This window comes from Candidatus Dadabacteria bacterium (assembly GCA_009837205.1).
Taxonomy (GTDB): domain Bacteria; phylum Desulfobacterota_D; class UBA1144; order Nemesobacterales; family Nemesobacteraceae; genus Nemesobacter.
This window is the reverse complement of record VXTZ01000014.1, coordinates 1-21745: the sequence shown is the minus strand read 5'-3', so window position 1 is coordinate 21745 and position 21745 is coordinate 1. Positions and strand designations below refer to the sequence as shown.

21 protein-coding genes and 1 pseudogene are annotated in these 21745 nt (G+C 47.0%); 18 read left to right on the top strand and 4 right to left on the bottom strand.

What is annotated here, in order from left to right; genetic code table 11:
- The first annotated feature begins 172 nt into the window (after positions 1-172).
- The 3 genes from hrcA to dnaJ are packed head-to-tail and all read left to right on the top strand — an operon-like array spanning position 173 to position 2915.
- On the top strand, positions 173-1207 hold the full coding sequence (gene hrcA, locus F4Z13_02620) for a heat-inducible transcription repressor HrcA (GenBank protein ID MXZ48140.1): 1035 nt from the start codon (positions 173-175) through the stop codon (positions 1205-1207).
- Positions 1204-1809: a nucleotide exchange factor GrpE gene (grpE, locus tag F4Z13_02615; protein MXZ48139.1), complete on the top strand. Its 606-nt coding sequence runs from the start codon at positions 1204-1206 to the stop codon at positions 1807-1809. The genes hrcA and grpE overlap by 4 nt, the downstream gene beginning before the upstream one ends.
- A 23-nt stretch (positions 1810-1832) precedes the next feature.
- Positions 1833-2915 (top strand): molecular chaperone DnaJ, encoded by a 1083-nt coding sequence (gene dnaJ, locus F4Z13_02610; GenBank protein MXZ48138.1) that lies wholly within the window; start codon positions 1833-1835, stop codon positions 2913-2915.
- A gap of 49 nt (positions 2916-2964) precedes the next feature.
- Here the strand turns inward: dnaJ and F4Z13_02605 are convergent, their stop codons facing one another.
- Entirely contained in the window at positions 2965-3237 is a 273-nt protein-coding gene (locus F4Z13_02605) for a MoaD/ThiS family protein (protein ID MXZ48137.1), read from the bottom strand.
- A gap of 74 nt (positions 3238-3311) precedes the next feature.
- Positions 3312-4547 carry a threonine synthase gene (locus F4Z13_02600; GenBank protein ID MXZ48136.1) on the bottom strand — a complete coding sequence of 412 codons (1236 nt, stop codon included), beginning with the start codon at positions 4545-4547 and terminating at the stop codon, positions 3312-3314.
- A 152-nt stretch (positions 4548-4699) separates the two neighbouring features.
- Between F4Z13_02600 and F4Z13_02595 the strand changes: the two genes are divergently transcribed.
- The gene (locus F4Z13_02595; protein MXZ48135.1) at positions 4700-5344 is read left to right on the top strand and encodes a hypothetical protein; all 645 of its coding nucleotides are present in this window, start codon (positions 4700-4702) and stop codon (positions 5342-5344) included.
- A gap of 152 nt (positions 5345-5496) precedes the next feature.
- Here the strand turns inward: F4Z13_02595 and F4Z13_02590 are convergent, their stop codons facing one another.
- Together F4Z13_02590 and F4Z13_02585 are read right to left on the bottom strand one after the other, a co-directional pair.
- Positions 5497-5997, bottom strand: a complete 501-nt coding sequence (locus F4Z13_02590) for a hypothetical protein (GenBank protein ID MXZ48134.1) — start codon at positions 5995-5997, stop codon at positions 5497-5499.
- 36 nt (positions 5998-6033) lie between these two features.
- Positions 6034-8403, bottom strand: coding sequence for an AAA family ATPase (locus F4Z13_02585; protein ID MXZ48133.1), 2370 nt, complete (start codon positions 8401-8403; stop codon positions 6034-6036).
- A gap of 479 nt (positions 8404-8882) precedes the next feature.
- On the opposite strand from F4Z13_02585, the gene F4Z13_02580 reads away from it, so the two are divergent.
- The 14 genes and pseudogenes from F4Z13_02580 (at position 8883) to F4Z13_02515 (ending at position 21635) form a co-directional block, all read left to right on the top strand.
- Entirely contained in the window at positions 8883-9674 is a 792-nt protein-coding gene (locus F4Z13_02580; GenBank protein MXZ48132.1) for an MBL fold metallo-hydrolase, read from the top strand.
- Between the two features lie 88 nt (positions 9675-9762).
- Complete coding sequence (gene metH, locus F4Z13_02575) at positions 9763-13467, top strand: methionine synthase (protein ID MXZ48131.1); 3705 nt, start codon at positions 9763-9765, stop codon at positions 13465-13467.
- A 97-nt stretch (positions 13468-13564) separates the two neighbouring features.
- Entirely contained in the window at positions 13565-13855 is a 291-nt protein-coding gene (locus F4Z13_02570; protein ID MXZ48130.1) for an integration host factor subunit beta, read from the top strand.
- Between the two features lie 50 nt (positions 13856-13905).
- Positions 13906-14421, top strand: coding sequence for a peptide deformylase (gene def / locus F4Z13_02565; protein MXZ48129.1), 516 nt, complete (start codon positions 13906-13908; stop codon positions 14419-14421).
- Positions 14422-14459: 38 nt separating this feature from the next.
- Entirely contained in the window at positions 14460-15599 is a 1140-nt protein-coding gene (locus F4Z13_02560) for a pyridoxal phosphate-dependent aminotransferase (protein ID MXZ48128.1), read from the top strand.
- 275 nt (positions 15600-15874) lie between these two features.
- Positions 15875-16063 (top strand): annotated as a pseudogene (locus tag F4Z13_02555) (hypothetical protein).
- A 66-nt stretch (positions 16064-16129) separates the two neighbouring features.
- Positions 16130-16741 (top strand): hypothetical protein, encoded by a 612-nt coding sequence (locus tag F4Z13_02550; protein ID MXZ48127.1) that lies wholly within the window; start codon positions 16130-16132, stop codon positions 16739-16741.
- A gap of 234 nt (positions 16742-16975) precedes the next feature.
- Complete coding sequence (locus tag F4Z13_02545) at positions 16976-17770, top strand: triose-phosphate isomerase (protein ID MXZ48126.1); 795 nt, start codon at positions 16976-16978, stop codon at positions 17768-17770.
- Positions 17771-17773: 3 nt separating this feature from the next.
- Positions 17774-18112, top strand: coding sequence for a preprotein translocase subunit SecG (gene secG / locus F4Z13_02540; GenBank protein ID MXZ48125.1), 339 nt, complete (start codon positions 17774-17776; stop codon positions 18110-18112).
- Between the two features lie 106 nt (positions 18113-18218).
- A complete protein-coding gene (locus tag F4Z13_02535; protein MXZ48124.1) occupies positions 18219-18485 on the top strand; it encodes a ferredoxin family protein in 267 nt (88 codons plus the stop codon).
- 198 nt (positions 18486-18683) lie between these two features.
- The gene (gene nth / locus F4Z13_02530; protein ID MXZ48123.1) at positions 18684-19334 is read left to right on the top strand and encodes an endonuclease III; all 651 of its coding nucleotides are present in this window, start codon (positions 18684-18686) and stop codon (positions 19332-19334) included.
- Positions 19335-19443: 109 nt separating this feature from the next.
- Positions 19444-19680: a hypothetical protein gene (locus F4Z13_02525; GenBank protein MXZ48122.1), complete on the top strand. Its 237-nt coding sequence runs from the start codon at positions 19444-19446 to the stop codon at positions 19678-19680.
- A gap of 142 nt (positions 19681-19822) precedes the next feature.
- Positions 19823-20725, top strand: a complete 903-nt coding sequence (locus F4Z13_02520) for an alpha/beta hydrolase (protein ID MXZ48121.1) — start codon at positions 19823-19825, stop codon at positions 20723-20725.
- A gap of 7 nt (positions 20726-20732) precedes the next feature.
- Positions 20733-21635, top strand: coding sequence for an alpha/beta hydrolase (locus tag F4Z13_02515; protein MXZ48120.1), 903 nt, complete (start codon positions 20733-20735; stop codon positions 21633-21635).
- Positions 21636-21745: the final 110 nt, after the last annotated feature.

The following is a 21745-nucleotide window of genomic DNA, read 5'->3' as shown; positions in this document are numbered from 1 at the left end:
CCTCAATTTGAAATAAGAGCATTGTTCCTTAATTTACGTAAACTACCGGAGTTGTATTCCGGTAATTACGAACTAGTTAATTTAGCATTGTCAATGGGTAGTTTGCAGGGTGCAGAGTTTACTTATAACTCCGTTGACAATATAGGAGGCGGAAATTATATTTCAGAAATATATGACACAGCCAATCTCTCCAAGAAATGAGGCTTTTCTGAGCTTTGTAGTGGACCACTTTATTGAGACAGGGAGTCCTATAGGTTCTTCGACTCTTATATCGAAATATAATATAAAATGGTCCCCGGCCACCGTTCGCCAAGAGCTTAATTCGCTCATGGAAGCGGGTTTTCTCACCCAAAGTCATGTTTCTTCCGGCAGATTTCCCACGGAGAAGGGAATAAATTATTACGTGGAGAACATTCTCAACGTGGAAAACTCGCCGGACTTCGGTCTGCAGTTCCTTGAGAACAAATATGAAGGTATTGACGGCACGCTTGATCACGTGATAAGTGCTGCAAGTTCGATACTTTCCGATTTCACTAAGCTTGCGGGTCTTGCGATGCTTCCCCAGAGGAACACTCTCAGAGTTAAATCCACGAAGCTTATTAAGATGGGGGAGAGGGAATGTCTTATCTTTCTCGTGTTTGAGGGCGGGCTTACGGAAAAAACCTACATCAGGCTTGCCAAACCCATTAGGGATTCCCAGGTCGAGAGGATAGGGGGCTACCTTAATCGCCTTATTCTGGGCCTGACGATTGAGCAGGTGCGCAAAGTAGTGCTTGAGAGAATAAAGAGAACCACGACCGAATACAATGAAATCCTCGAAAAGGTGCTCAGGATAAGCAGCGAGCTTTTCGAGAAGGAAAGAAAAGCGGGGATATTCATAGAGGGGAAGGTTTCGGTTATCGAATCTTTGAATTTCGGAGATTCCAGCCTCTATAGGACCATAATAGAGATACTTGAGGATCAGGAGCTTCTTTCCAATTTTCTGAAGTCGGTTGTAAAAGATGGCCACTCAAAGGTCTTTATAGGTTCAGAGAAAGGAATGCCCCGCGGTTTCAGCCTCGTGGCGGCACCTTATTACAAGGGAAACAGCTACGGGAGCTTAGGTGTGTTTGGTCCCACGCGAATGAACTATTCAAAAATCATCCCGCTTGTGAACTACACGGCGAAAATGGTTACAAAGAGGGTTAACGGAGAAATTACGGAATGAGTGAGAACACAGCAGCAGACATTGAAGAGAACAAGAAAAACGGTGCGGAAGACTCAGAAGAGCCTGGAATCTCCGGCGCTGAAGCGGGGGAGGAGGAAACCGAAGGGGATACTTCCGCCGAGCTTGAAGCCCTGAGGGAGAAATACCTGAGACTTTCAGCGGATTTTGATAACTATAAGAAAAGGCTTGCGAAGGAAAAGCAGGAAATACTTGATTTCGGAAACGCGCACAGGCTAAAGGAACTGCTTTTCGTTCTAGATAATATTGAAAGAGCCATCGAACTTTCTGAAGAATCACACGGCGAAAAAACGGACTTCGTAGCTTTTCTTGACGGAATAAGGATTGTTCACGCGCAATTTCTTGCGGGTCTTGAAAACTTCGGCGTTACTGGAATAGATTCGGGCGAGGGAACTGTTTTCGACCCCAGCTACCACGAAGCCGTTTACAAGGAGCACTCGGAAACTTACGAAAGCGGGACTATAATCTCGGAGGTACAGAAGGGTTACCTTCTAAACGGAAGACTGCTTCGACCCTCTATGGTATCGGTGTCCCAAGGTCCGGAGAAAACCCCTGAAAAAGATTCTGAAGAAGAAGCTGACTAAAGCTCCCGTCCCCCAATTCCCAAATGGCTAAGGATTACTACGAAATACTAGGCGTTGAAAGAAACGCTTCCCCTGAAGACATAAAGAGTTCCTACAAGGATCTTGCCTTCAAGTACCATCCTGACCGCAATCCCGGGGATAAGGATGCCGAAGAGAAGTTCAAGGAAATAAACGAGGCCTACCAAGTGCTTAACGATAGGGAAAAAAGGGCCCGTTATGACAGTTTCGGCCATATGTCGGGTGATGGAATGGGCGGTTTCTCCGGATTCGGGGACCTTTTTGGCGATCTCTTCGACGATGTTTTCACTGGAGGTATGGGCAGAAGGGGCAGAGTCCGGCAAGGGGAGAGTCTTCGATATGATCTTGAAGTGGATTTTGACGAAGCTGCGTTTGGAACACAGAAAGAAATAAAGGTCAGGAAAAGAAAACTCTGTGATGACTGCTCCGGTTCCGGGGCCGCAGTCGGGGGAGAATCGATTTGTGACCGTTGCGGAGGCAGGGGGTCGGTTGCTTTCTCCCAGGGTCCGTTTTCAATAAGTCAGGGATGTCCTTCGTGCGGGGGAAGCGGGAAGGTTATAACGAAACCCTGCGTGAGCTGCAGGGGGTCCGGGCTTTCCTATACCGAAAAGATGGTACAGGTCAACATACCCGCCGGAATCTCCAGCGGAATGAGGCTTGTGATAAGGGGGGAGGGGGAACCCGGGGCACAAGGAGGTCCGCCGGGAGATCTCTACATACAGGTGATGGTGCGGGAACACCCTATTTTCACGCGGGAGGGAAATGACATCGTATGTGAGTTTCCTGTAAGTTTCACCCAGGCAGCTCTTGGAGACGAGGTGGAAGTCCCGATTCTAAAGGGCACTACCAAAATGAAAATTCCGGCCGGAACCCAGCCGGGGCAGACTTTCAGGCTTAGAGGAAAAGGACTCGTGGATGTGGAATCCGGGAGCCTTGGCGATCAGTATGTCGTGGTAAAAGTGATAATACCTCAAAAGCTTACCAAAAAACAAAAAGAGGTTTTAATGGAGTTTGCCGGAAGCTACAAGAAAGAAAAAGAACCTTTGATCGAAAAATACTTCAATAAAATAAGAGACTTAATTCACTAAACTGAAGTATTATCTGATATCTTTAAAGCTTTTGCCGTATACGCCCGACTTATCCTCCGGCTATCGCCGGGATGATTGAGACGACATCCCCTTCGCTAAGCTTTGTCCCTACTCCGTCAAGAAACCTTATATCTTCATCATTAACGTAGAGATTTATGAATCTCCTCACGTCTCCGCTCTCATCGCAGAGCCTGTTCTTTATTCCCGGACATTCGCTCTCAAGTTCCTCTATGAGTGCGGATACCGTGGATGCTTCTATGTCAAGCTCGTCCCTGTCTCCTGAGAGCTTTCTAAGAGGGGTTGGAATTCTTACCGATACCATGTTTTTCTCCCGTTTTTTCCTAGGTTTATCCGAAATCTGCTTCTAACCGGATACTATGACTATAACACGTAACGCTAGAGTTTTTTATTGTTGTATAGCTCTTCGAAGTCCTCGAGGGAAGGTCTTATCACCACGGGCTTTCCAAGAGTTCCCTCGACAGCATCCTGGGTCTTAAGACCGTTTCCCGTTATCGATACCACGATAGGCTCGTCGCGGGGAATTTTTTCTTGATCTATGAGTTTTTTCGTTACTCCAAGGGTTACTCCACCAGCGGTTTCGGTGTAAATGCCTTCGGTTCTTGCGAGAAGTTTTATCGCGTCCACTATTTCGGCATCGCTTACGTCCTCGGCCGCTCCGCCGCTTTCCCTTATTATGTTCATCGCGTAGTAACCATCGGCCGGAGTGCCAATAGCAAGGGATTTCGCTATGGTATCCGGTTTTACGGGCTTGAACATCTCCCAGTCGTTTTTAAATGCGGTAGATATGGGTGAACATCCCGTTGCCTGAGCCCCGTATACTTTCGAACCCTGAGGCTCCACGATCCCGAGCAACTCAAACTCCTTTATGGCTTTCCAGACCTTGGTGAGAAGAGAACCGCTTGCCATAGGGACCACTATGTGCTTTGGGGCTTTCCATCCGAGTTGCTCCATCACCTCAAACGCGTATGACTTGGAACCTTCGGAGTAGTAAGGTCTCATGTTTATGTTCACAAAAGCCCAGTTGTATTTGCTGGCAATTTCGCTGCAGAGCTTGTTAACCTCGTCGTAACCGCCTTCTACACCTATGAGATTCGCCCCGTAGACTATGGTGTTGAGTATTTTCGACTGTTCAAGGTCGTAGGGAATCAGTATGATGCTTTTCAGATTCCCGGAAGCGGAAATCGCCGACACGGAGTTTGCCAGGTTTCCCGTGGATGCGCAGCCGGTCGTATCGAATCCGAACTCTTTTGCTTTCGAGAGGGCTACGGATACAACCCTGTCCTTAAAAGAGAGGGTGGGGTAGCAGACCGCATCGTTTTTCACATAGATCTCCGAAACCCCGAGCTCTTTTGCAAGGTTTTTTGCCCGCACAAGCGGAGTGTACCCCACCTGGGTTCCGAGGGTGGGTTCTGAGTCAATCGGAAGAAGCTCCTTGTATCTCCATATGTTCTGCGGACGGGAAGCTATTTTTTCTCTTGAGATATGCTTTTTTATCTCGTCGTAGTTGTATACCGCTTCCAGAGGACCGAAGCACATCTCACAAACATACTTCGGTTCCTTGGGATAAAGATCACCGCATTCCTTGCATTTAAGAGATTCTACGAAACCCATGGTGTCTCCAAAAAATCAATTGGGAGTAAAAATTACCCTAACGGCTTTTGATGTCAAAGAAATTCTCTAACGAAGCATTAGCACTGTAATCTCTTGTACGGTTTGATATAATTCAAACTTGTGTGTAGCACAAAGGGGAGTGCAAAGGCATTATGGGAGTTTCAGATTTAAACAGAGCATTCAACGGCAAGTACGACCTTCTCTATTTTGATAGGTGGGAAAAAAAGGATCAGGATACACGACGAGGAAAAAAGCCGGTAAGAGATAGACTAGAGGCACTCGAAGCGTTGGAAGCTTGGGAGAGCGATTCGGATAAATGGGAGTTATGGAAATACAGTGATTCGACGGAGAAGGAATACAATCCGGTAACAGATATAAAGGATGCTAGGGCAGGGGATATTAGTTTGCTTTTCGCGTTAAGTAGAGAGGGCAAAACATGCTTTGTCATCCGGCATCAAGCCGGAAATTACACCACGATTGACGGTGAATCTGCGGAACTTAACGAGGCGAGACTCTGCTATTCGGAAGCCGAGGCTAGGGATGTTATCCAAGGCTCCTCGCACCCAGAAGTGTTTAAAATCGTCCAGGTCCTGTTGTCAACAGACGGTAAGTTAGAGAAAGCGAGAACCGAGGAAGAAAAAGGAAAACAGCCGAAGCTGCTGTCAGCAAACGGCGAATTAGAGGAGGGGAGAATGCAGCTTACTGAACCAATCGTGCGGAGCAAAGGAGCTTTTCATCATGTCAAGAGCATTAGGAATATTCTGTTTCGAGCTTGCCGGAAGTTATTGCGGTGGTAGTGATAGCTAGGATGAAAATATCGATCTGGCACTCTTTTTCGAATACACGGACTATCGTGGTTGCAAAAACGGTTTGATCAAATAGTTTTTCACAAAAGGTTTAATACTTTTTCAAATCCGTATCAAATACTGTTTTAAGAGACTCTTAAGTTTCATTTCTTTCGTTCGATAATGTTTCTAGTGTAGCTACAGTTAGGCCAGTTCGAGCAACCCAAGAACTCACCATGTTTGCCCTTCTTGGTTTGCATCCATCCGTCACACCTAGGACATTCCTCTACTGACTGCCCGCAGTTACGACAACGAAAGGCTCCATCGGTCTTGACTGGCAATCCAGTTCCGCAATCGGGACAAGTGGACTGGGTATGTCTGCAAAATGGAAAGTAAGAACAGCCGTAAAACATACCTTGGTTGCTTTTTCTGCGCTTTAGGTGTCCTTCGGTGCATTCTGGACAGAGAACGTTGTTTTCCGGCAGCCGACCAAAAATGGTGACGTCATAGCCCTCCTCCATCAATTCTTTGACAAAAGGGGAGAGTAATTCGCTGTCGTTAAGGAGAAAGACACGACGTCTGGCACGGGTTATAGCAACATAGAGTAAACGGCGCTCCTCAGCGTTCGGGTACTCTTCGGGCGACGCGAGGACGATATTAAGCAACGGATCATCGACGATCTCGGTGGGAAAACCGTGTTTTCAGGAGCATAAGCCAAGCACCACAACATAGTCAGCCTCAAGTCCTTTTGAGCTATGCACGGTCTTGTAGGAGAGATGTAAATCGGGGTATTCATTGCTTAACTGATACATGTTCTCCGGCTGCAAGTGTCTGTACCGGCCCAGCAGCAAAACAGTAGAAGTTCCATTGTTCTTGCCGGTGTCGTCGGCAATCGTTTTCATGACTTCTCTCAAAAGATCGGGGGATTCCCCTCCTAGACCAACATGTACACAAGGTTCTTTCAACTGGAGTGTGGAAGAGACATCTTTGGGAATCTGCGCAGGGTTTCTGAGGACGAATTTCGTTGCGACGGTGGCAATACGATCGGCACACCGGAATGTTGTTTGCATATTGATACGCTTGCTCTCGCCGAAGCGTTCTCGGAACTCGCGCATGATAGCGATATCTGAACCGGCAAATCGATAAATTGCCTGCCAGTCGTCACCGACGGCAAACAATTGGGTGGTTACGTACCTGTCCAGCAGCGCCTTCAACAAGCGTGCCCGTCCTGGCGAAATGTCTTGGAACTCATCAACTAGGATGTAGCCGAACGGGTTATGGTAACGTTGGTTTTCCACATGTTCCGTAGCTTTGCCAATCATGTCGTGGAAGTCAATCTGCTGCAGTTTAGCTAGCCGCTCTTGGTAACATTCAAATATTCGCTTAAACACTGTAATAAAAGCTTCGGCCCTTGGGCAATCCTCAATCTTTGCAACCCGTCGGGCTATTTCCTCAGCAGAAAGTTGCGCTTCCTTGTAGTGATGCAGGAAGGTCGCAATCAATTGTGTGAATGGATCAATTCGACCTTGCTCCTGCAAGGCCGCGAAGACTTCGGCAGAGGAGATCGGAGATAACGTCACATTATAGTCGGCCAGTTTAGCAGCCAAATTCTCAGTCAACTTGCCAGCACCCTTCTCATGGCTAAAGGTCTCAATGAGGACGGTGCCATATCTAGAATGAGTTTGCTGCTTCCATAGCATTGATTGGAGATACTCTTCTCTATCTATGAATGGAGGGGTGTCCCCTAACTCATTGAGCGCAAAATGTTCGATATAAATCCCGGAATCAGAGAGATAGAAATCGGGCTGGTATTGCCTCCTCTCTGATGTCGCAGTGTCGTGCTCGTAGTCGCGCTCGTATTCGTAGGGCACGCCATTGAGATAGAGAAAATTGGCGATTTCGCATTCCTCGAAGCTCTTGACCCTGTCACCCTTCAACGACCTTATTTCGTTCGCTCGTATGTAATCCCAGTATTCGCCTTGGGTTTTAAATTCATATTCGCTCTTGTAAGGAGTGGAATGTTCCTGAAACCACGTAGACATGATTTTCGAGAACTTTGAGTCGTCGAACAGATCGGCAATAATGTCCTTGAGCAGTTTGCGCAAGGCTTTATCGTCCGTGGCCACCTTGGCCAATGTTGGGAGTTTGCCCTCCACCTCACCAATAATCGACATGCCTAGACTGTGGAAAGTTCGAACGGTGAGTTTTTCCACCACCTCGTCGCCCAGGCGTTCGCGGATTCTCTGCTGCATTTCCTTCTGAGCATCACTTGCAAAGGCAAGCAACAGCAATTCCGACGGGCGCCAATAATTTTTATGCAGAAGCCAGCCAGCCTTTGCCACAATGACAGATGTCTTGCCACTACCTGCGGCTGCAACAACTAGGTTACGATCCTCGTTAACAACAACTGATCTCCTTTGCTCGTCTGTGAGTGGCCTTGTCTCAATCTTGTCGAAAAATTCCCGCGAACGGCCCAGCTCGTTGACCACAAAGATATCGTTGGCTCGAGTCCTATGAGCTTCGGGGTCTTTCAAGAAGTCCTGTATCGTCTTCAGCATCTGGATTTCCGCAACGCCGGAAAGCTTGTCGGGCCACTGGGATGGAAATTGCGCAACTACGTCTCTGGCCTTGCGCTCTAGGGTCGAAAAGATACTACGTGCCATGTACATGGGCGGGTCTGCAAGCTGTGCCAAATCATCCTGGACGGAATTAAGCGTCCCGACATGTTCAGCCAGTACCTTTCTCCACCAGTTGATTCTCAAAGACTCCAACGCATCAGCAAATGCCCGCGCTTTGTGCCGCGATAGTCCCGATACGACTTCTTCTCCTGAGGTATAACGAACCCGTATGTCAGCCCAGAACCATCCGTTCTCTACTTCAACTGTTTCAATTTCCTGAAAGGGGATCTTCATAGACCCCGATAGAGAGATTAGTGTTAGGATGTCCTCACCCAACACGGCAGCTTTGACATCTTTTCGACGAAAGAATGCGAACAGCAATTTTGCAAGCCAAGTTAGTTTGACCTGCGGGGAATTATGGTCGAGCTTTGTTTCTTTTTGTTCTCCAGCCATAAGTTCTGCTTCTTACTGGATATTGCTATATCAAATAAACCGCTTAGACCTTAAGATCTAGTTCCTCAAATTCTGAGGACGACCGATGATCTTGAACAGGTTCTGAGCCTTGAGATTGCTGTTAGGGCTAAACCTAGGCGTCAAATATAGCTGGGAAAGTGGTTTAACTAAAAAATCAAGTTGAAGGGAAGCAAGACTAAATATCTCTCCTCCCGAATAATTTAGATTTCTATTCGTCTTAATTCTGAAGGAATATATATAGTGACTATCGATTATCCCAAGTGTGAAATTTTCTTGGAATAATGGAAAGGAATTTTGGATGTGGAACGAAATCACCTTAATGAAACTGAGTAAAGGCCTCGTGATTCGCACAACAGATATTGAGAAGGTTTTTGCTTAGCAAACCCGTAGTTTCTATCTTCGGTCTTTTATTCGCCATAAGCCTTTCAGGTACACTTTCACGCAAAAAGGAGACCCCGATGGACGTAATTAGCGAGGATGGATTCTCAATACATGGCTTCAAAGTCGGTGAGAGCGACAGCAACTACAATTACCTGGTGGCGTGCGAGGAAACCGGGCAATGCGTGGTAATAGACCCTCTTGATCCGATCACTCTTCTTGAAATCATAAGAAAGAGGGATTACAGGGTTAAATACGTCCTGAACACCCACGCGCACCCAGACCACATTTACGGAAACAACCCCATAATAAAGGTTTTTCTCTCTTCGAAGATACTTATTCATCCGACGGCCCTTGACTATGTTGCCCCAAGAAGCGAAGGCATAGAGGAAGGAGACGAGATAGACTTCGGAAAGCAGCGACTCCAGGTGATTCATACCCCGGGACACTGCCCGGAACATGTCTCCTTTGTAGTCGGGAACAATATTTTTCTGGGCGATACGGTATTTGTTTCAGGGTGTGGAAACGTAAAGTTCAGGGGGAAAGTCGAAGATCTATACGAAACCTTTGCCTTTAAGCTCTCCGGTCTTCCCGACAGCCTCAAGATGTTCTGTGGTCATGACTACGCGGAGACTAACCTCAGGTTCGCCCTTGAACTTGCACCGGAGAACAAAGACGCAAAGAAAAAGCTCAAGGAAGTCCCCGAGGACAAGTTCCCCCGTTCAACTCTGGGGGAGGAGAGAACTTATAATCCCTTTATGAGAACGAATGATCCGCACATTCTGGACTCGCTCAGGAAAAAGGACCCGTCTTTGGAAGATGATCCGATGGCGGTTTTTATAAAGTTAAGAGAACTCAGAAACATATGGTAGACTCCGTGTTTTTCCTTGTTCCCGTAAAGCGGTATTTGCCATCAGGGAAAAAGAAAAAGACAAGGCCTCTCAACAAGGTTAGGGAGTGATGAATACGGAATATAAGGACATAAAAATCTCCGCGCAGCTCGAGGCTCTTTCGAAAAAGAAGATAGTTTTCCTCGACGGCGCCATGGGCACGATGATCCAAAGGCACGACCTCGAAGAAGAGGACTTCAGGGGAGATCTGTTCTCTGATCATCCTGTGGATCTAAAGGGCAATAACGATCTGCTTTCCCTCACGAGACCCGACGTTATATATGAAATCCACAGAGAATACTTTGAGGCTGGCTGCGACATAGTTGAGACCAACACTTTTAGCTCAACCTCAATAGCTCAGGCCGATTATGGCCTTGAGAACTGGGTGAGAGCCCTTAATGTCGAGTCGGCGAAACTCGCAAAGAAAGCAGCTTCTGATTTTATGGAGAAAAATCCCGGGAGGGCTTGCTTTGTTGCCGGAGCGCTGGGTCCGACCAATAAGACAGCGTCAATGTCCCCTGACGTAAACGATCCGTCGTACAGGGCGGTTTCTTTTGAAGAACTGGTTGAGGCTTACCGCGAGCAAACTGAAGCTCTTGTCGAGGGAGGGGTGGATATACTTCTGCCTGAGACCACTTTTGACACCCTTAACTTAAAAGCGGCCATATACGCCATTGAGAGCTTTTTCGATTCGCGTGGAGGGGAAAGGATTCCGGTCATGATCTCCGTTACCATAACGGATCGATCCGGACGCACTCTTTCGGGACAGACTGTGGAGGCTTTTTGGAACTCCGTTCGCCACGCAAAACCTTTCAGCGTTGGTATAAACTGCGCGCTTGGGGCTGAGGACATGCGTCCTTACATAGAGGAGCTCTCTCGAATAGCCGACTGCCGCATAAGCTGCTACCCGAACGCCGGACTTCCCAACCCGTTGAGCGAGACGGGATACGACGAAACGCCGGAGATCACTTCCACTCTTCTTCTGGATTTCGCGGAAAGCGGTTTTGTCAACATAGTGGGCGGATGCTGCGGCACCACTCCGGAGCATATAGGAATGGTGGTTGAAAAACTAAGGGATGTTCCGCCGAGAGAAATCCCAGTTCGCGAAGACGCAACCAGGCTAAGCGGCCTTGAACCCCTTGCCATAACCTCTGATGCCGAGGGACCTTTCATAATGGTTGGGGAGAGGACCAATGTTACGGGTTCTCCAAAGTTCGCAAGACTCGTAAAGGAAGAAGACTATGAAGGAGCTGTTTCGGTAGCTCTTCAACAGGTGGAGAACGGGGCGAACATAATAGACGTTAATTTCGATGAGGGGCTTCTTGACTCTGAAGCCTGCATGAAGCGTTTCCTCAACCTTATCGCTTCGGAACCCGAGGTGACCAAGGTTCCAGTGATGATAGACAGCTCCAAGTGGTCCGTTATTGAGGAGGGACTTAAATGTATTCAGGGCAAGTGCATTGTAAATTCCATAAGTCTTAAGGAAGGCGAGGAAGTGTTCTGTGAGCAGGCAAAAGCGGCAATGCGCTACGGCGCTTCAGTCGTGGTAATGGCTTTTGATGAAAAAGGCCAGGCGACCTCGAAAGAGGACAAGGTCAAAATCTGCAAAAGGGCCTACCGCATATTAACTGAGAAAATAGGCATGGACCCCTGCGACATAATCTTTGACCCGAACATACTTACTGTCGGAACCGGGATCGAAGAACACAACTCCTACGCCGTGAATTTCATCGAGGCCGTTAGGGAGATAAAGAAATCCTGTCCCGAAGCACTCACAAGCGGTGGAGTAAGCAACATATCCTTCTCCTTCAGGGGAAACAACGTAGTGCGTGAAGCCATGCACAGCGCGTTTCTTTACCACGCCGTAAAAGCCGGGCTTGACATGGGAATAGTAAACGCTGGAATGCTAGCCGTTTACGACGACATAGAACCTGAACTTCTCGAAAAAGTGGAAGACGTGCTTCTTAACCGTCGCCCTGACGCCACGGAGCGGCTTGTTGAATACGCGAAACATTTTGAAGGGGTAAAGTCCGGGAGCGCGGAGAGGGATACCAAGCAATGGAGAGAGCTTGGGGTTGAAAAACGTCTTGAGCACTCCCTTGTAAACGGCATAGCGGACTTCATCGAGGATGACACGGAAGAAGCAAGGGTTAAGTACGGGGCCCCGCTTGAGGTTATCGAGGGGCCTCTTATGGATGGCATGAAAGTGGTCGGAGATCTTTTCGGCGACGGCAAAATGTTCCTTCCCCAAGTGGTGAAAAGCGCCAGAGTCATGAAAAGAGCCGTTGCGCACCTTCAGCCTTTTATGGAAGAGGAAAAAAAAGGAAGCGGGGGAGGCAAGGGGAAATTCGTTATAGCGACGGTAAAGGGAGACGTCCACGATATAGGAAAAAACATAGTGTCTGTGGTTCTTGGCTGTAACAACTACGAAGTGATAGACCTCGGGGTAATGGTTCCCTGCGAGAAAATACTCAACGTTGCAAAAGAGCATCGCGCGGATTTCATAGGATTAAGCGGACTGATTACACCTTCTCTTGACGAAATGGTGTATAACGCGAAAGAGATGGAACGGGAAGGGTTTTCCATCCCCCTTCTTATTGGCGGGGCGACCACAAGCAGGGCTCATACTGCGATAAAAATAGCTCCGGGATACAGCGGCATAGTTGATCACGTAGCTGATGCTTCGCTCGTGGTAGGTGCCTGCAACGAGATGCTGGACCCGGAAAAAGCCCAGCTTTACATGGAGAAACTGAAAAAAAGCAACTTGGAGCAGAAGAGGCGCTTTGAAAAAGCCCGCGGCCAGACGGAATATGCTTCCATAGAAGAGGCCAGGGAAAAGGCGTTTCCGACCGACTGGGATAATATTGCGATAGAGTGCCCCGGGCGGCTTGGAGTTTTTGTCTTCGACAGCATCTCTCTTGAAGAAGTCGCCGGTTACATCGACTGGTCTCCTTTTTTCTGGGCATGGGAACTTAAAGGAGTTTTTCCGAAAATACTTGAGCACCCCGAAAGAGGAGATCAGGCAAAAAAACTTTACCGGGACGGTCAAACACTCCTTAAACGGATAATCTTGGAAAAGGTCTTCACCCCCCGCGCTGTTGTCGGAATCTTCCGCGCAAACAGTGTCGGAGACGATGTTGAAGTCTATGGAGAAGAAAGACAGGCTCTGGCAACGTTTCATTTTCTAAGACAGCAGGAGATGCGTTCTAAAGAGGGTCGCTATTACTGTCTTTCAGATTTTATAGCGCCAAAAGTCTCGGGAAGAAAAGATTATATGGGGGGATTTGTGGTGACTGCAGGGGAGGGGGTTGAGCAGTTCTCCGAGGATTTCAAGCGAAAAGGGGATGATTACAATTCGATTATGACAAGCGCACTCGGAGACAGGATAGCTGAAGCTCTTGCCGAGATGATTCATAAAAAAGTAAGGGATCTCTGGGGTTACGGAAAAGATGAAAAGCTCAGTTCCGAAGACCTGATAAACGAAAAATACAGAGGCATAAGACCTGCTCCCGGCTACCCTTCATGTCCGGACCACACGGAAAAAAAGATTCTCTGGGATCTTCTCGAGGCGGAGAAACACACGGGTGTATCGCTTACTGAGAGCTTCGCCATGACTCCGCCAAGTTCGGTTTCAGGGTTCTACATGGCTCATCCCGAATCAAGATATTTCTTTCTTGGCAAAATACTCGAAGACCAGATCCTGGATTACGCGGAAAGAAAGAGAATCGCTCTTGAAGAGGCGGAGAAATGGCTCCGGCCGAATCTCGGGTACTGAGAATTTTTTTCGCAAAATCGAGGGCTTACTTGACAAACGGCTTTAAAATATCTAGAGTGAGAAATCAGGTCCTAACCTTACTGATTTTTAAAACGTCATGAAAAAATCGGACATTGAAAAGGAGCTTTCGCGGAAATTTGACCTTAATTCCGTAGAATCTAGAAAGGTTCTGGACGCCATAATTAACGCCATGACCGAGATGCTTCGGGATGGGGAAAGAATAGAGATAAGACATTTCGGAAGTTTCTTTACAAAAAATTACGAGCCTTATGAAGGAAGAAATCCCAGAACAGGCGAAAAAATAGACATCGGCGAAAAAACCCTTCCACTGTTTAGGGTAAGTAGCTGGCTTGCCCCGAAACTTACGGAAAAAAGCAGTGATGAATGACAGACCACGGCGTAGGTCTGCTAACAACCCTTCTATTATAAGCGTCGCAGATGCCTTTGCTTGATATCCTTGTTTATCCCGCCCCTGAGTTAAAGAGAAAATCCCTGCCCGTGGAGGAGCTAGGTGAGGACCTTGAACGTCTTTTGGATGATATGACGGAGACGCTCCACGATGCAGATGGCGTCGGACTTGCGGCTCCACAGGTCGGTAGGAATATCCGGGCCCTGGTAGTTGATGTACCTTTACCTGAGAGTGAAGAAAGGGAGTTCTACGAGCTTATAAATCCCGAGATTGTTTCCTCTCAAGGATTCCAAGTGGGAGAGGAAGGTTGTCTCAGTGTACCTGGATTTTTTGCGGACGTAAGAAGAAAAAACCGCGTTCGTGTATCTGCCCTCAATAGAAAAGGAAAGCGTTTCACGATTGATGCGGACGGAATGTTGTCAAGGGTACTTCAGCATGAAATTGACCATCTTAATGGTATATTGTTTTTTGACAGGCTAAGACGACTTAAAAGAGAACTTCTTGTAAAACAGATCAACCAGCGGTTCGCCTCCACACAGGATTAATTTTTTGTTTTGCTTGATTCCAAGAGCGATTTCACAACATGATTTCAGATTTGGTTAAAAACATAGAACCTTTCTACGTAATGGACATCCTCGAGAGGGCAAAGCGCCTTGAGGATGAAGGTCGAGACGTGATACATTTCGAGGTTGGAGAACCTGATTTCAATACTCCCGATGAAATATGTTCGGCCGCCGCGAAATGGATAGAAAAAGGTTACACGAAGTACACAAGCAGTCTTGGGATTGATGAGCTCCGCCAGAGCGTTGCGGAGGATTACAGCCGTACTTATGGAATAGAAGTGGGGTATAAAAGGGTAATAATAACTATAGGCAGCTCCCCGGCGCTCTTGCTGGCAATGCTGACCGTTCTTAACCCCGGGGATGAAATATTGATAACGGATCCGCATTACGCGTGTTATCCGCAGATAATAAGCGTTGCGAGAGGAGTCGCAAAGAAAATACCTGTTTACGAAAGGGACGGTTATCAGGTTGACCCTGCGGAAATCAGAAAGAATATCGGCAAAAAGACAAAGGCTATCCTGGTAAATTCTCCCGCGAATCCCACCGGGGCGGTTATGGACAGAGAAGTTCTCCGGGAACTGTCCGAGATGGGTCTTTTTGTGATTTCAGATGAAATCTACCACGGTCTTGTCTATGGCGCGTGCGTTAACTCCATTCTGGAATTCACTGAAAACGCCATAGCGATAAACGGCTTCGCCAAATTCTACTCCATGACAGGCTGGCGCCTCGGTTACATGATAGTTCCGGAAGACCTTGTAAGGTACGTGCAGAAGCTTCAGCAGAATCTCTTTATTTCCGCCGGATCTTTTGTTCAGAAAGCAGGAGTTGCCGCTATTGAGGAAGTGAAGAGGGGTGGGCGAAGCGAGGCTATGGTGACTGAGTTTGACAGAAGAAGGAAGGAGATGATAAAAGGGCTTTCCTCGGTTGGATTTGATATTTCGGTTGAGCCCAAGGGGGCGTTCTACGTTTTCGTGAATTCCTCTCGATGGAGCCGAGACTCCTGGAGCCTCGCATTTGATATTCTTGAGAACTGCCACGTGGGCGTAACTCCCGGAATAGATTTCAGCGACAGGGGAAGGGATTATCTCAGGTTTTCCTATACGACGTCGGTTGACTCCATACGGGAGGGAATAAGAAGGCTGGGTGAATTTTTGGGTTAGGTATTTTGTAATTACTCACCCCCATCCCCGTAAAAATGTATTTTACGAGGATGAAGAGTTATGTTGGAAGGATATGCAAACGGATACAACGAAGGGGTAAAATTATGATTGGGGAGTAAAGGAAAACCAAAAAGACAAGGATGAAGAGCAAACGCCACGATAAGCGGGACAGGTTGCCTTAAAAGGAGGAGATACTTATGAACAAGCATGGCAGAAAGAGCAAAGCATTGGCTAGACCTGTGGGTAGAATTTTGGCAAAAGGTGCCGGAACTGCTGGCGCAGTTGGAGCGACTACAGGATTAGTGAGTACATTTGGCGCTGCGAGCACCGGCACGGCGATCTCAACTCTGAGCGGTGCGGCGGCTACGAATGCGACTCTGGCTTGGCTTGGAGGGGGAGCCTTAGCTGCTGGGGGATTTGGAGTAGCCGGAGGAGTTATAGTGCTTGCTGGAATAGGGGTTGCCGGAGGCTATGGCGCGAAAAAACTTTACGATCATATCTGGAAAAAATAGACTTGGGGGAAACTGGTTATGGGCCTTTGGGATTTTCTTCGCGAGCTTCCCGTGATTGACGATCTGGTTGATCTCTGGGAAGCCGGTAGCGTCTTGTTGGACGATTCAGATACGGGGGAGGTAGCAGATGAGACTACCCCTCCGAAATCGGGACAGCTTGACAACGGATTGTCTTCATCCGCTTTGGATTACACCGCCTTTCGTGAAGAGATGTACTGGACCGAGGTTGGGGATACTGGACAGAGCACGCGGGATTGGTTGTTGGAACAGCATTCTCAGGTTCCGGTTGAAAAAGATTCTTCAGGAAAGATTCTCAGCGGCAATTGGGTAGATCCCCACACGGGCTTTACTTCTTCTGATCCTGCGGATTTTGACATAGATCACCGCATGCCGTTTAACAAGATTGTGGAATCCTATCCGGAAATCTACGATCTCCCACGAGAAGAACAACTTGCCATCTATAATGATTTGGACAATCTGCAAGTACTTCATGATGGTCACAACATAGAGAAAGGAGCGCAGTCTGGAGAAGTGCACGCAAGTTCTATAAACGATGAAGAATTCAGGGACCGCTTCTTGGAAGATCACCGGAACTACAAAGAAACACTTGAACGAAAATTTTCCAGATGAGTTTTCCTGCCGGTAGTTTACTGTAAATAAGATTGTAGGCCTAAGAGAAAATACTGAACTCAGGGAAAAAGTTTATCAGTTCAAAGCCATGATGATGGAGAACACGGAACTGATTTATGGGTGGGTGAGTAAATACAGTATTCTTTGGAGAGAGAAAAGCTTGCATTACTTGTGATCGGGAAGTAGCTTTCTCGCTTTTTCTGGATAAGAGAAATTTTCGTCACGGGGTATTAAATGGATAAAAAGCTTGTCGTTGGAAACTGGAAAATGAATTTGCTTCGGGAGGAAGCACTGGAGTTATCCGGTGCAATAGTCAGCCTGCTTGGAGAAGACTACGACGCATGTCAGGTAGTGCTTGTGCCTCCCTATACGGTTCTCGACGTGGTAGGGAGACGCATCTCGGGTTCAAACATAGATCTTGGGGCTCAAAACGTTTTCGGCAGGATAAGCGGGGCGTTCACTGGTGAGATTTCCGCGCCGATGCTTTTAGACGCCGGATGCAATTGGGTTATTATTGGCCATTCGGAGAGAAGGCACATCCTCGGGGAAACTGATGAACAAATCCGTGAAAAACTTCTGCTATCAATCTCCTGCGGGTTGAAAATAATTCTCTGCGTGGGAGAAACCGAAGTCCAGAGGGAAGAAGCAATCCGTGGAAGTGAAGACATTTCGTCGAGAAAAGAACTGCTTTTCTCGCCGACAAAGACCCAGATAGAAAATGCGCTGCATGATCTGGACGAGGAACGGATTTCAGATATCGTCATAGCATACGAGCCGGTTTGGGCCATAGGAACGGGGAAAAATGCCACTTCTTCGGAAATAGCTGAGGTTCACGGATATATACGGGAGCTTTTAACCGAGATGTTCCCCGATTTAGGCGGTAGTGTGAAAATTTTATATGGCGGAAGCGTCAAAACGGGTAATATAGAAGAGATAATGTCTGTTGATGAAGTTGACGGGGTTCTGGTTGGAGGAGCAAGTCTTTCAGCTGACTCTTTTTTTAGAATAATAAAGTCCGTGGGGGGTTAGAAATTGGAGTTCTTAATACCGTCGGTGAAAATTATTCATATTGTTGTCAGCATCCTTCTTGTACTGATCATACTGCTTCAGCCGAGCAAGTCCGCGGACATAGGTTCAATGTTTGGAGGCGGAAGTTCGGAGTCGCTCTTTGGTTCGAGCGGTGCAATGCCTTTTCTTGTGAAGATGACCAGGCTCTTTGGGCTCATATTCGTAATTACCTCGCTTTTTCTCGGTTACACTTCCGTAAAATCAATATCGGGTTCGGTGGTGGAGAAATCGCCGATTGAAATGTTTGAAGAAACCTCTCCGCCTGTTGAAGAACCTTTGGAACCTTCTCAGGAAGGAGAATGAATATAAAGGGTCAGTTGTCCGGACGCCTTTTATTTGAAAGTGCTTTAGTTAGTATAGAAATGATAAGTTAGTAAAGTAGTAGCGTGCCAATTCGGAGGGTTCAAAGATGGCATACATAATTGCCGAACCATGTATCGGAGTGAAGGACAAGGCTTGTGTTGAAGCGTGCCCGGTCGATTGCATATATGAGGGAGATGATCAGCTGATCATACATCCTGATGAATGTATAGATTGCGGAGCGTGCGTAGACCCCTGTCCGGTGGATGCCATATTTCACGAAGATGAATTGCCCGAGAAATGGCAGAAGTTCATTGACATAAACAAAGACTTTTTCGAGGGCAAAGAGGGTCTTGAACCGGCCAGAAATGACTAAAATTCAGTAAGAACGTATTTTGAAGAGAAAAAAGGGGGACTTGAGAGCTTCATTTCCCCCTTTTTTTATGTCTTCGAGAAAGCACTTTTATGCGGACAAGATGGCAGTGTGGAAAAAGCTAAAAAGAGACTCCCTTACCCTTCAGACTGCATCAGCTTGTAGCTTAAAAAGTTTCACGTATATATTTTGTTATTCAGGATGAATACCCAAGATGTAAAAAAGAAAGCACGGAAGATTCTTCAGTTTCTGAAGAAAACCTATCCGGACGCAAAATGTCATCTAGCTTTTAAGAACGCATCGGAGCTTCTGGTCGGATCTATTCTCTCCGCCCAGTGTACGGATAAACGAGTAAATATGATAACCCCGGGACTTTTCAAGAAGTACCCGGACCTAGGGGCATTTTCCTGTGCATCAGAGGAAGAACTCCAAAACGATGTGAGATCAACGGGTTTTTACAGAAATAAGGCAAAAGCGATAATAAACTGTTCCAGGGAGATAATAGAAAAACACGAGGGGGAAGTCCCTTGTGAGATGGAAAAGCTAGTCAAACTTCCGGGAGTCGGAAGGAAGACGGCAAATGTTGTAATCGGCAATTATTTCAGAAAACCCGGAATAATAGTTGACACCCATATAATGAGGTTAAGCCGCCGACTTGGTCTTACCTCGAATTCCGATCCCGTTAAGATTGAATTTGATCTTAGAAAGTGCATTCCGGAAAAAGACTGGACATTTTTTTCAAATTCCCTGGGCGATCACGGGAGAAATGTCTGCAAGGCTAGAAAGCCCGTATGTTCGAAGTGCGGAATATCCCATGTATGCCTGTATTTCGAGGAGCTTTACGCATCGTGAGAGCTGTTAGCGTTAAAGAGGTTTTTGGAAAGCGCTTTGTGCGCAAAACCGCCGGGTATTTCCACCCGGTTTTCAAAATAATTACGGAACGCAGGGGGAGAAAAAACACATGAAGTCCAGCAGTGATTATTCTGGATTTTTCCCTTTCGGATGGCTAAGAGACTTCCAAGGGGATAACTGGCAGATTTTCTGGAGTAAGAAAACGGGGCATCTTTTCCTCAAAGCCACCACAAAAAACACGCTCGTAAAGATTGGAGAGGCTCCGGACTGGGCGGAGGCAAAGAAAAAAGCTGATTTTCTGATGCGGAACCCTGATTCAGTCACAATGGAAACTGCGGATTGCTGAATTTACCGATTTCAGGCAAACGATTCGAGGTATCTCCGAGTGCTAAGGCTCTTACCAATCATCGGAGTTCATTGCCACCGCTATTGACTTGCCCGCAGGACTTTTATAATATCAGTACTTCTTAAAAAAACCGTGTCTAATAATGAAATATGTAGAGCAGGAACTGATTTCCGTACCGGTCGGGAAAGGAAAGGTTAACGCCCTCTACTACAGAGCGCTTAATAACGACTCCGAAAAAAGAAAGACTATAATTATCCATGTTCATGGGTTTTTGGGGAACTTTCTTGACGGAAGCCAGAGATTCTTACCGCCGATCCTCGCCAAGGCAGGCTATTCGTCTATTGCAATAAATACCAGACTGGCCAATTTCGGGCTTTTCTTCGGCTTTGGAATAGTGGACGACACTATTTCGCAGATAGACGGCGTAGTGAGATATTTGGGAGAAATCGGTTACGAGAAAATCATTGTTTCCGGTTACAGCCTGGGTGGAGGAGTGATTCTCAGGTATCTCTCCGTAAAAAGCGGCCAACAGGATTCCGACGAGTCGGAGCTGCTAAAGGGTGTGATTGCCCTCGCTACTCCTTATTCTATCCCGGACTCGATAAGAAGGAGATGGAATAAGTGGGAAAGCCAGCCTTCCTACGATGAGGTATACGAGGAAGCGAAGATGATACTTGGCGATAATCCCCATGATTCAAAGCAGGATAGAACGATTCTTATTTTCAGGGCCAGAGGAAATTCCTACCGGCCGGAGCACACCGAAATATATACTTACAAGACGTGGTGGTTTCTCGCCGGTCCGGAGGCGGGGGCCGTAAAAAGCCACGAGCAGATAAAGAACATAAAACTGCCGATTCTTCTCATGCAGGGATGGAACGATGAATTCGTAAAACCCGATGAGACCCATAATCTTGCACAAATAGCCATAGATAACGGAAATGACGATGTTTCCGCATATTATCTCAATACCGGCCATACTCTCGACGGAAAGGAAGAGGAAATGGGCGATATTATAATAAGATGGCTTGACAGAAGATTCATCTGATTCTGCGATGGGAAACGAACAGAAGAGTCTCCTTACCTATAAGACTGAAGACGGATTCGAGGTGAACTCTCTCCTTGTCACCCCTGAGTTTGCGTCGGAAGAAGACCTTTACGAATCTCCCATAATAATAAATCTCTACGGAGTATTGGGGCATTTTCTCACGAGAGGAACCCCCCTTAGACTTCCCCCTCTTCTCAGGGAAAAAAATATAAGCACGCTTTCTGTAAATACCCGTATGGCGTTTATGGGCCAGATAATGGGCGAGGGGATTTTTCCTGACACGATTCATGAGATGAAAGAATCGGTGGATATTCTTCAAAAAGAAGGGTTTCGCAACATTTTCATGCTGGGCTACAGTCTAGGGGCTAACATGGCTGTCTACTATGCGTCCCAGACCGATTCTTTCGGGATAAAAGGCCTTATACTGGAAGGGTGTTCCTATTCTCTGCCGTATTCACAGCAAAGAAGACTTGAGAAAAACAGGAGTATTCCATCCTATGATGATATTTATCTGAAAGCCAGGGAGGTTTTGGGTCCGAATCCGGAGAAAAAGAAAAACGACCAGGTATTTATCGTCTACAGAGCCTGGGGAGATTCTTTTAACCCGGTTGACGGGGAGATGTTTACTTACAGGACTTGGTGGTATATGAGGGGACCCCAGGCCTACTATGCAAAAACCTGTGAAATTATAGAAAATGTGAAGGTTCCCGTTCTCTTTATCCACGGAGAAGATGACGACATCGTTGATGTGTGGGAACCCAAGGAACTTAAGAACACAATGAATCAGTCGGGCAACGAAGATGTGACGTTACGCTATATACCGGGGGCGAAACACGACTGCGTAGAGAATCCCAAAGATTCGATAGATGCCATAACAAAGTGGATATCGGAAGTTAACGCGAAGACATAAATCGGACGAGTTCTCCGTCTGGGTCTCGGGATTCTGGGGATTGAACAGGGATATGGTGCCAAGTTCGGTTTTTGTTCTTGCAAAAAGGGAAACTTTATATATCTTACAAC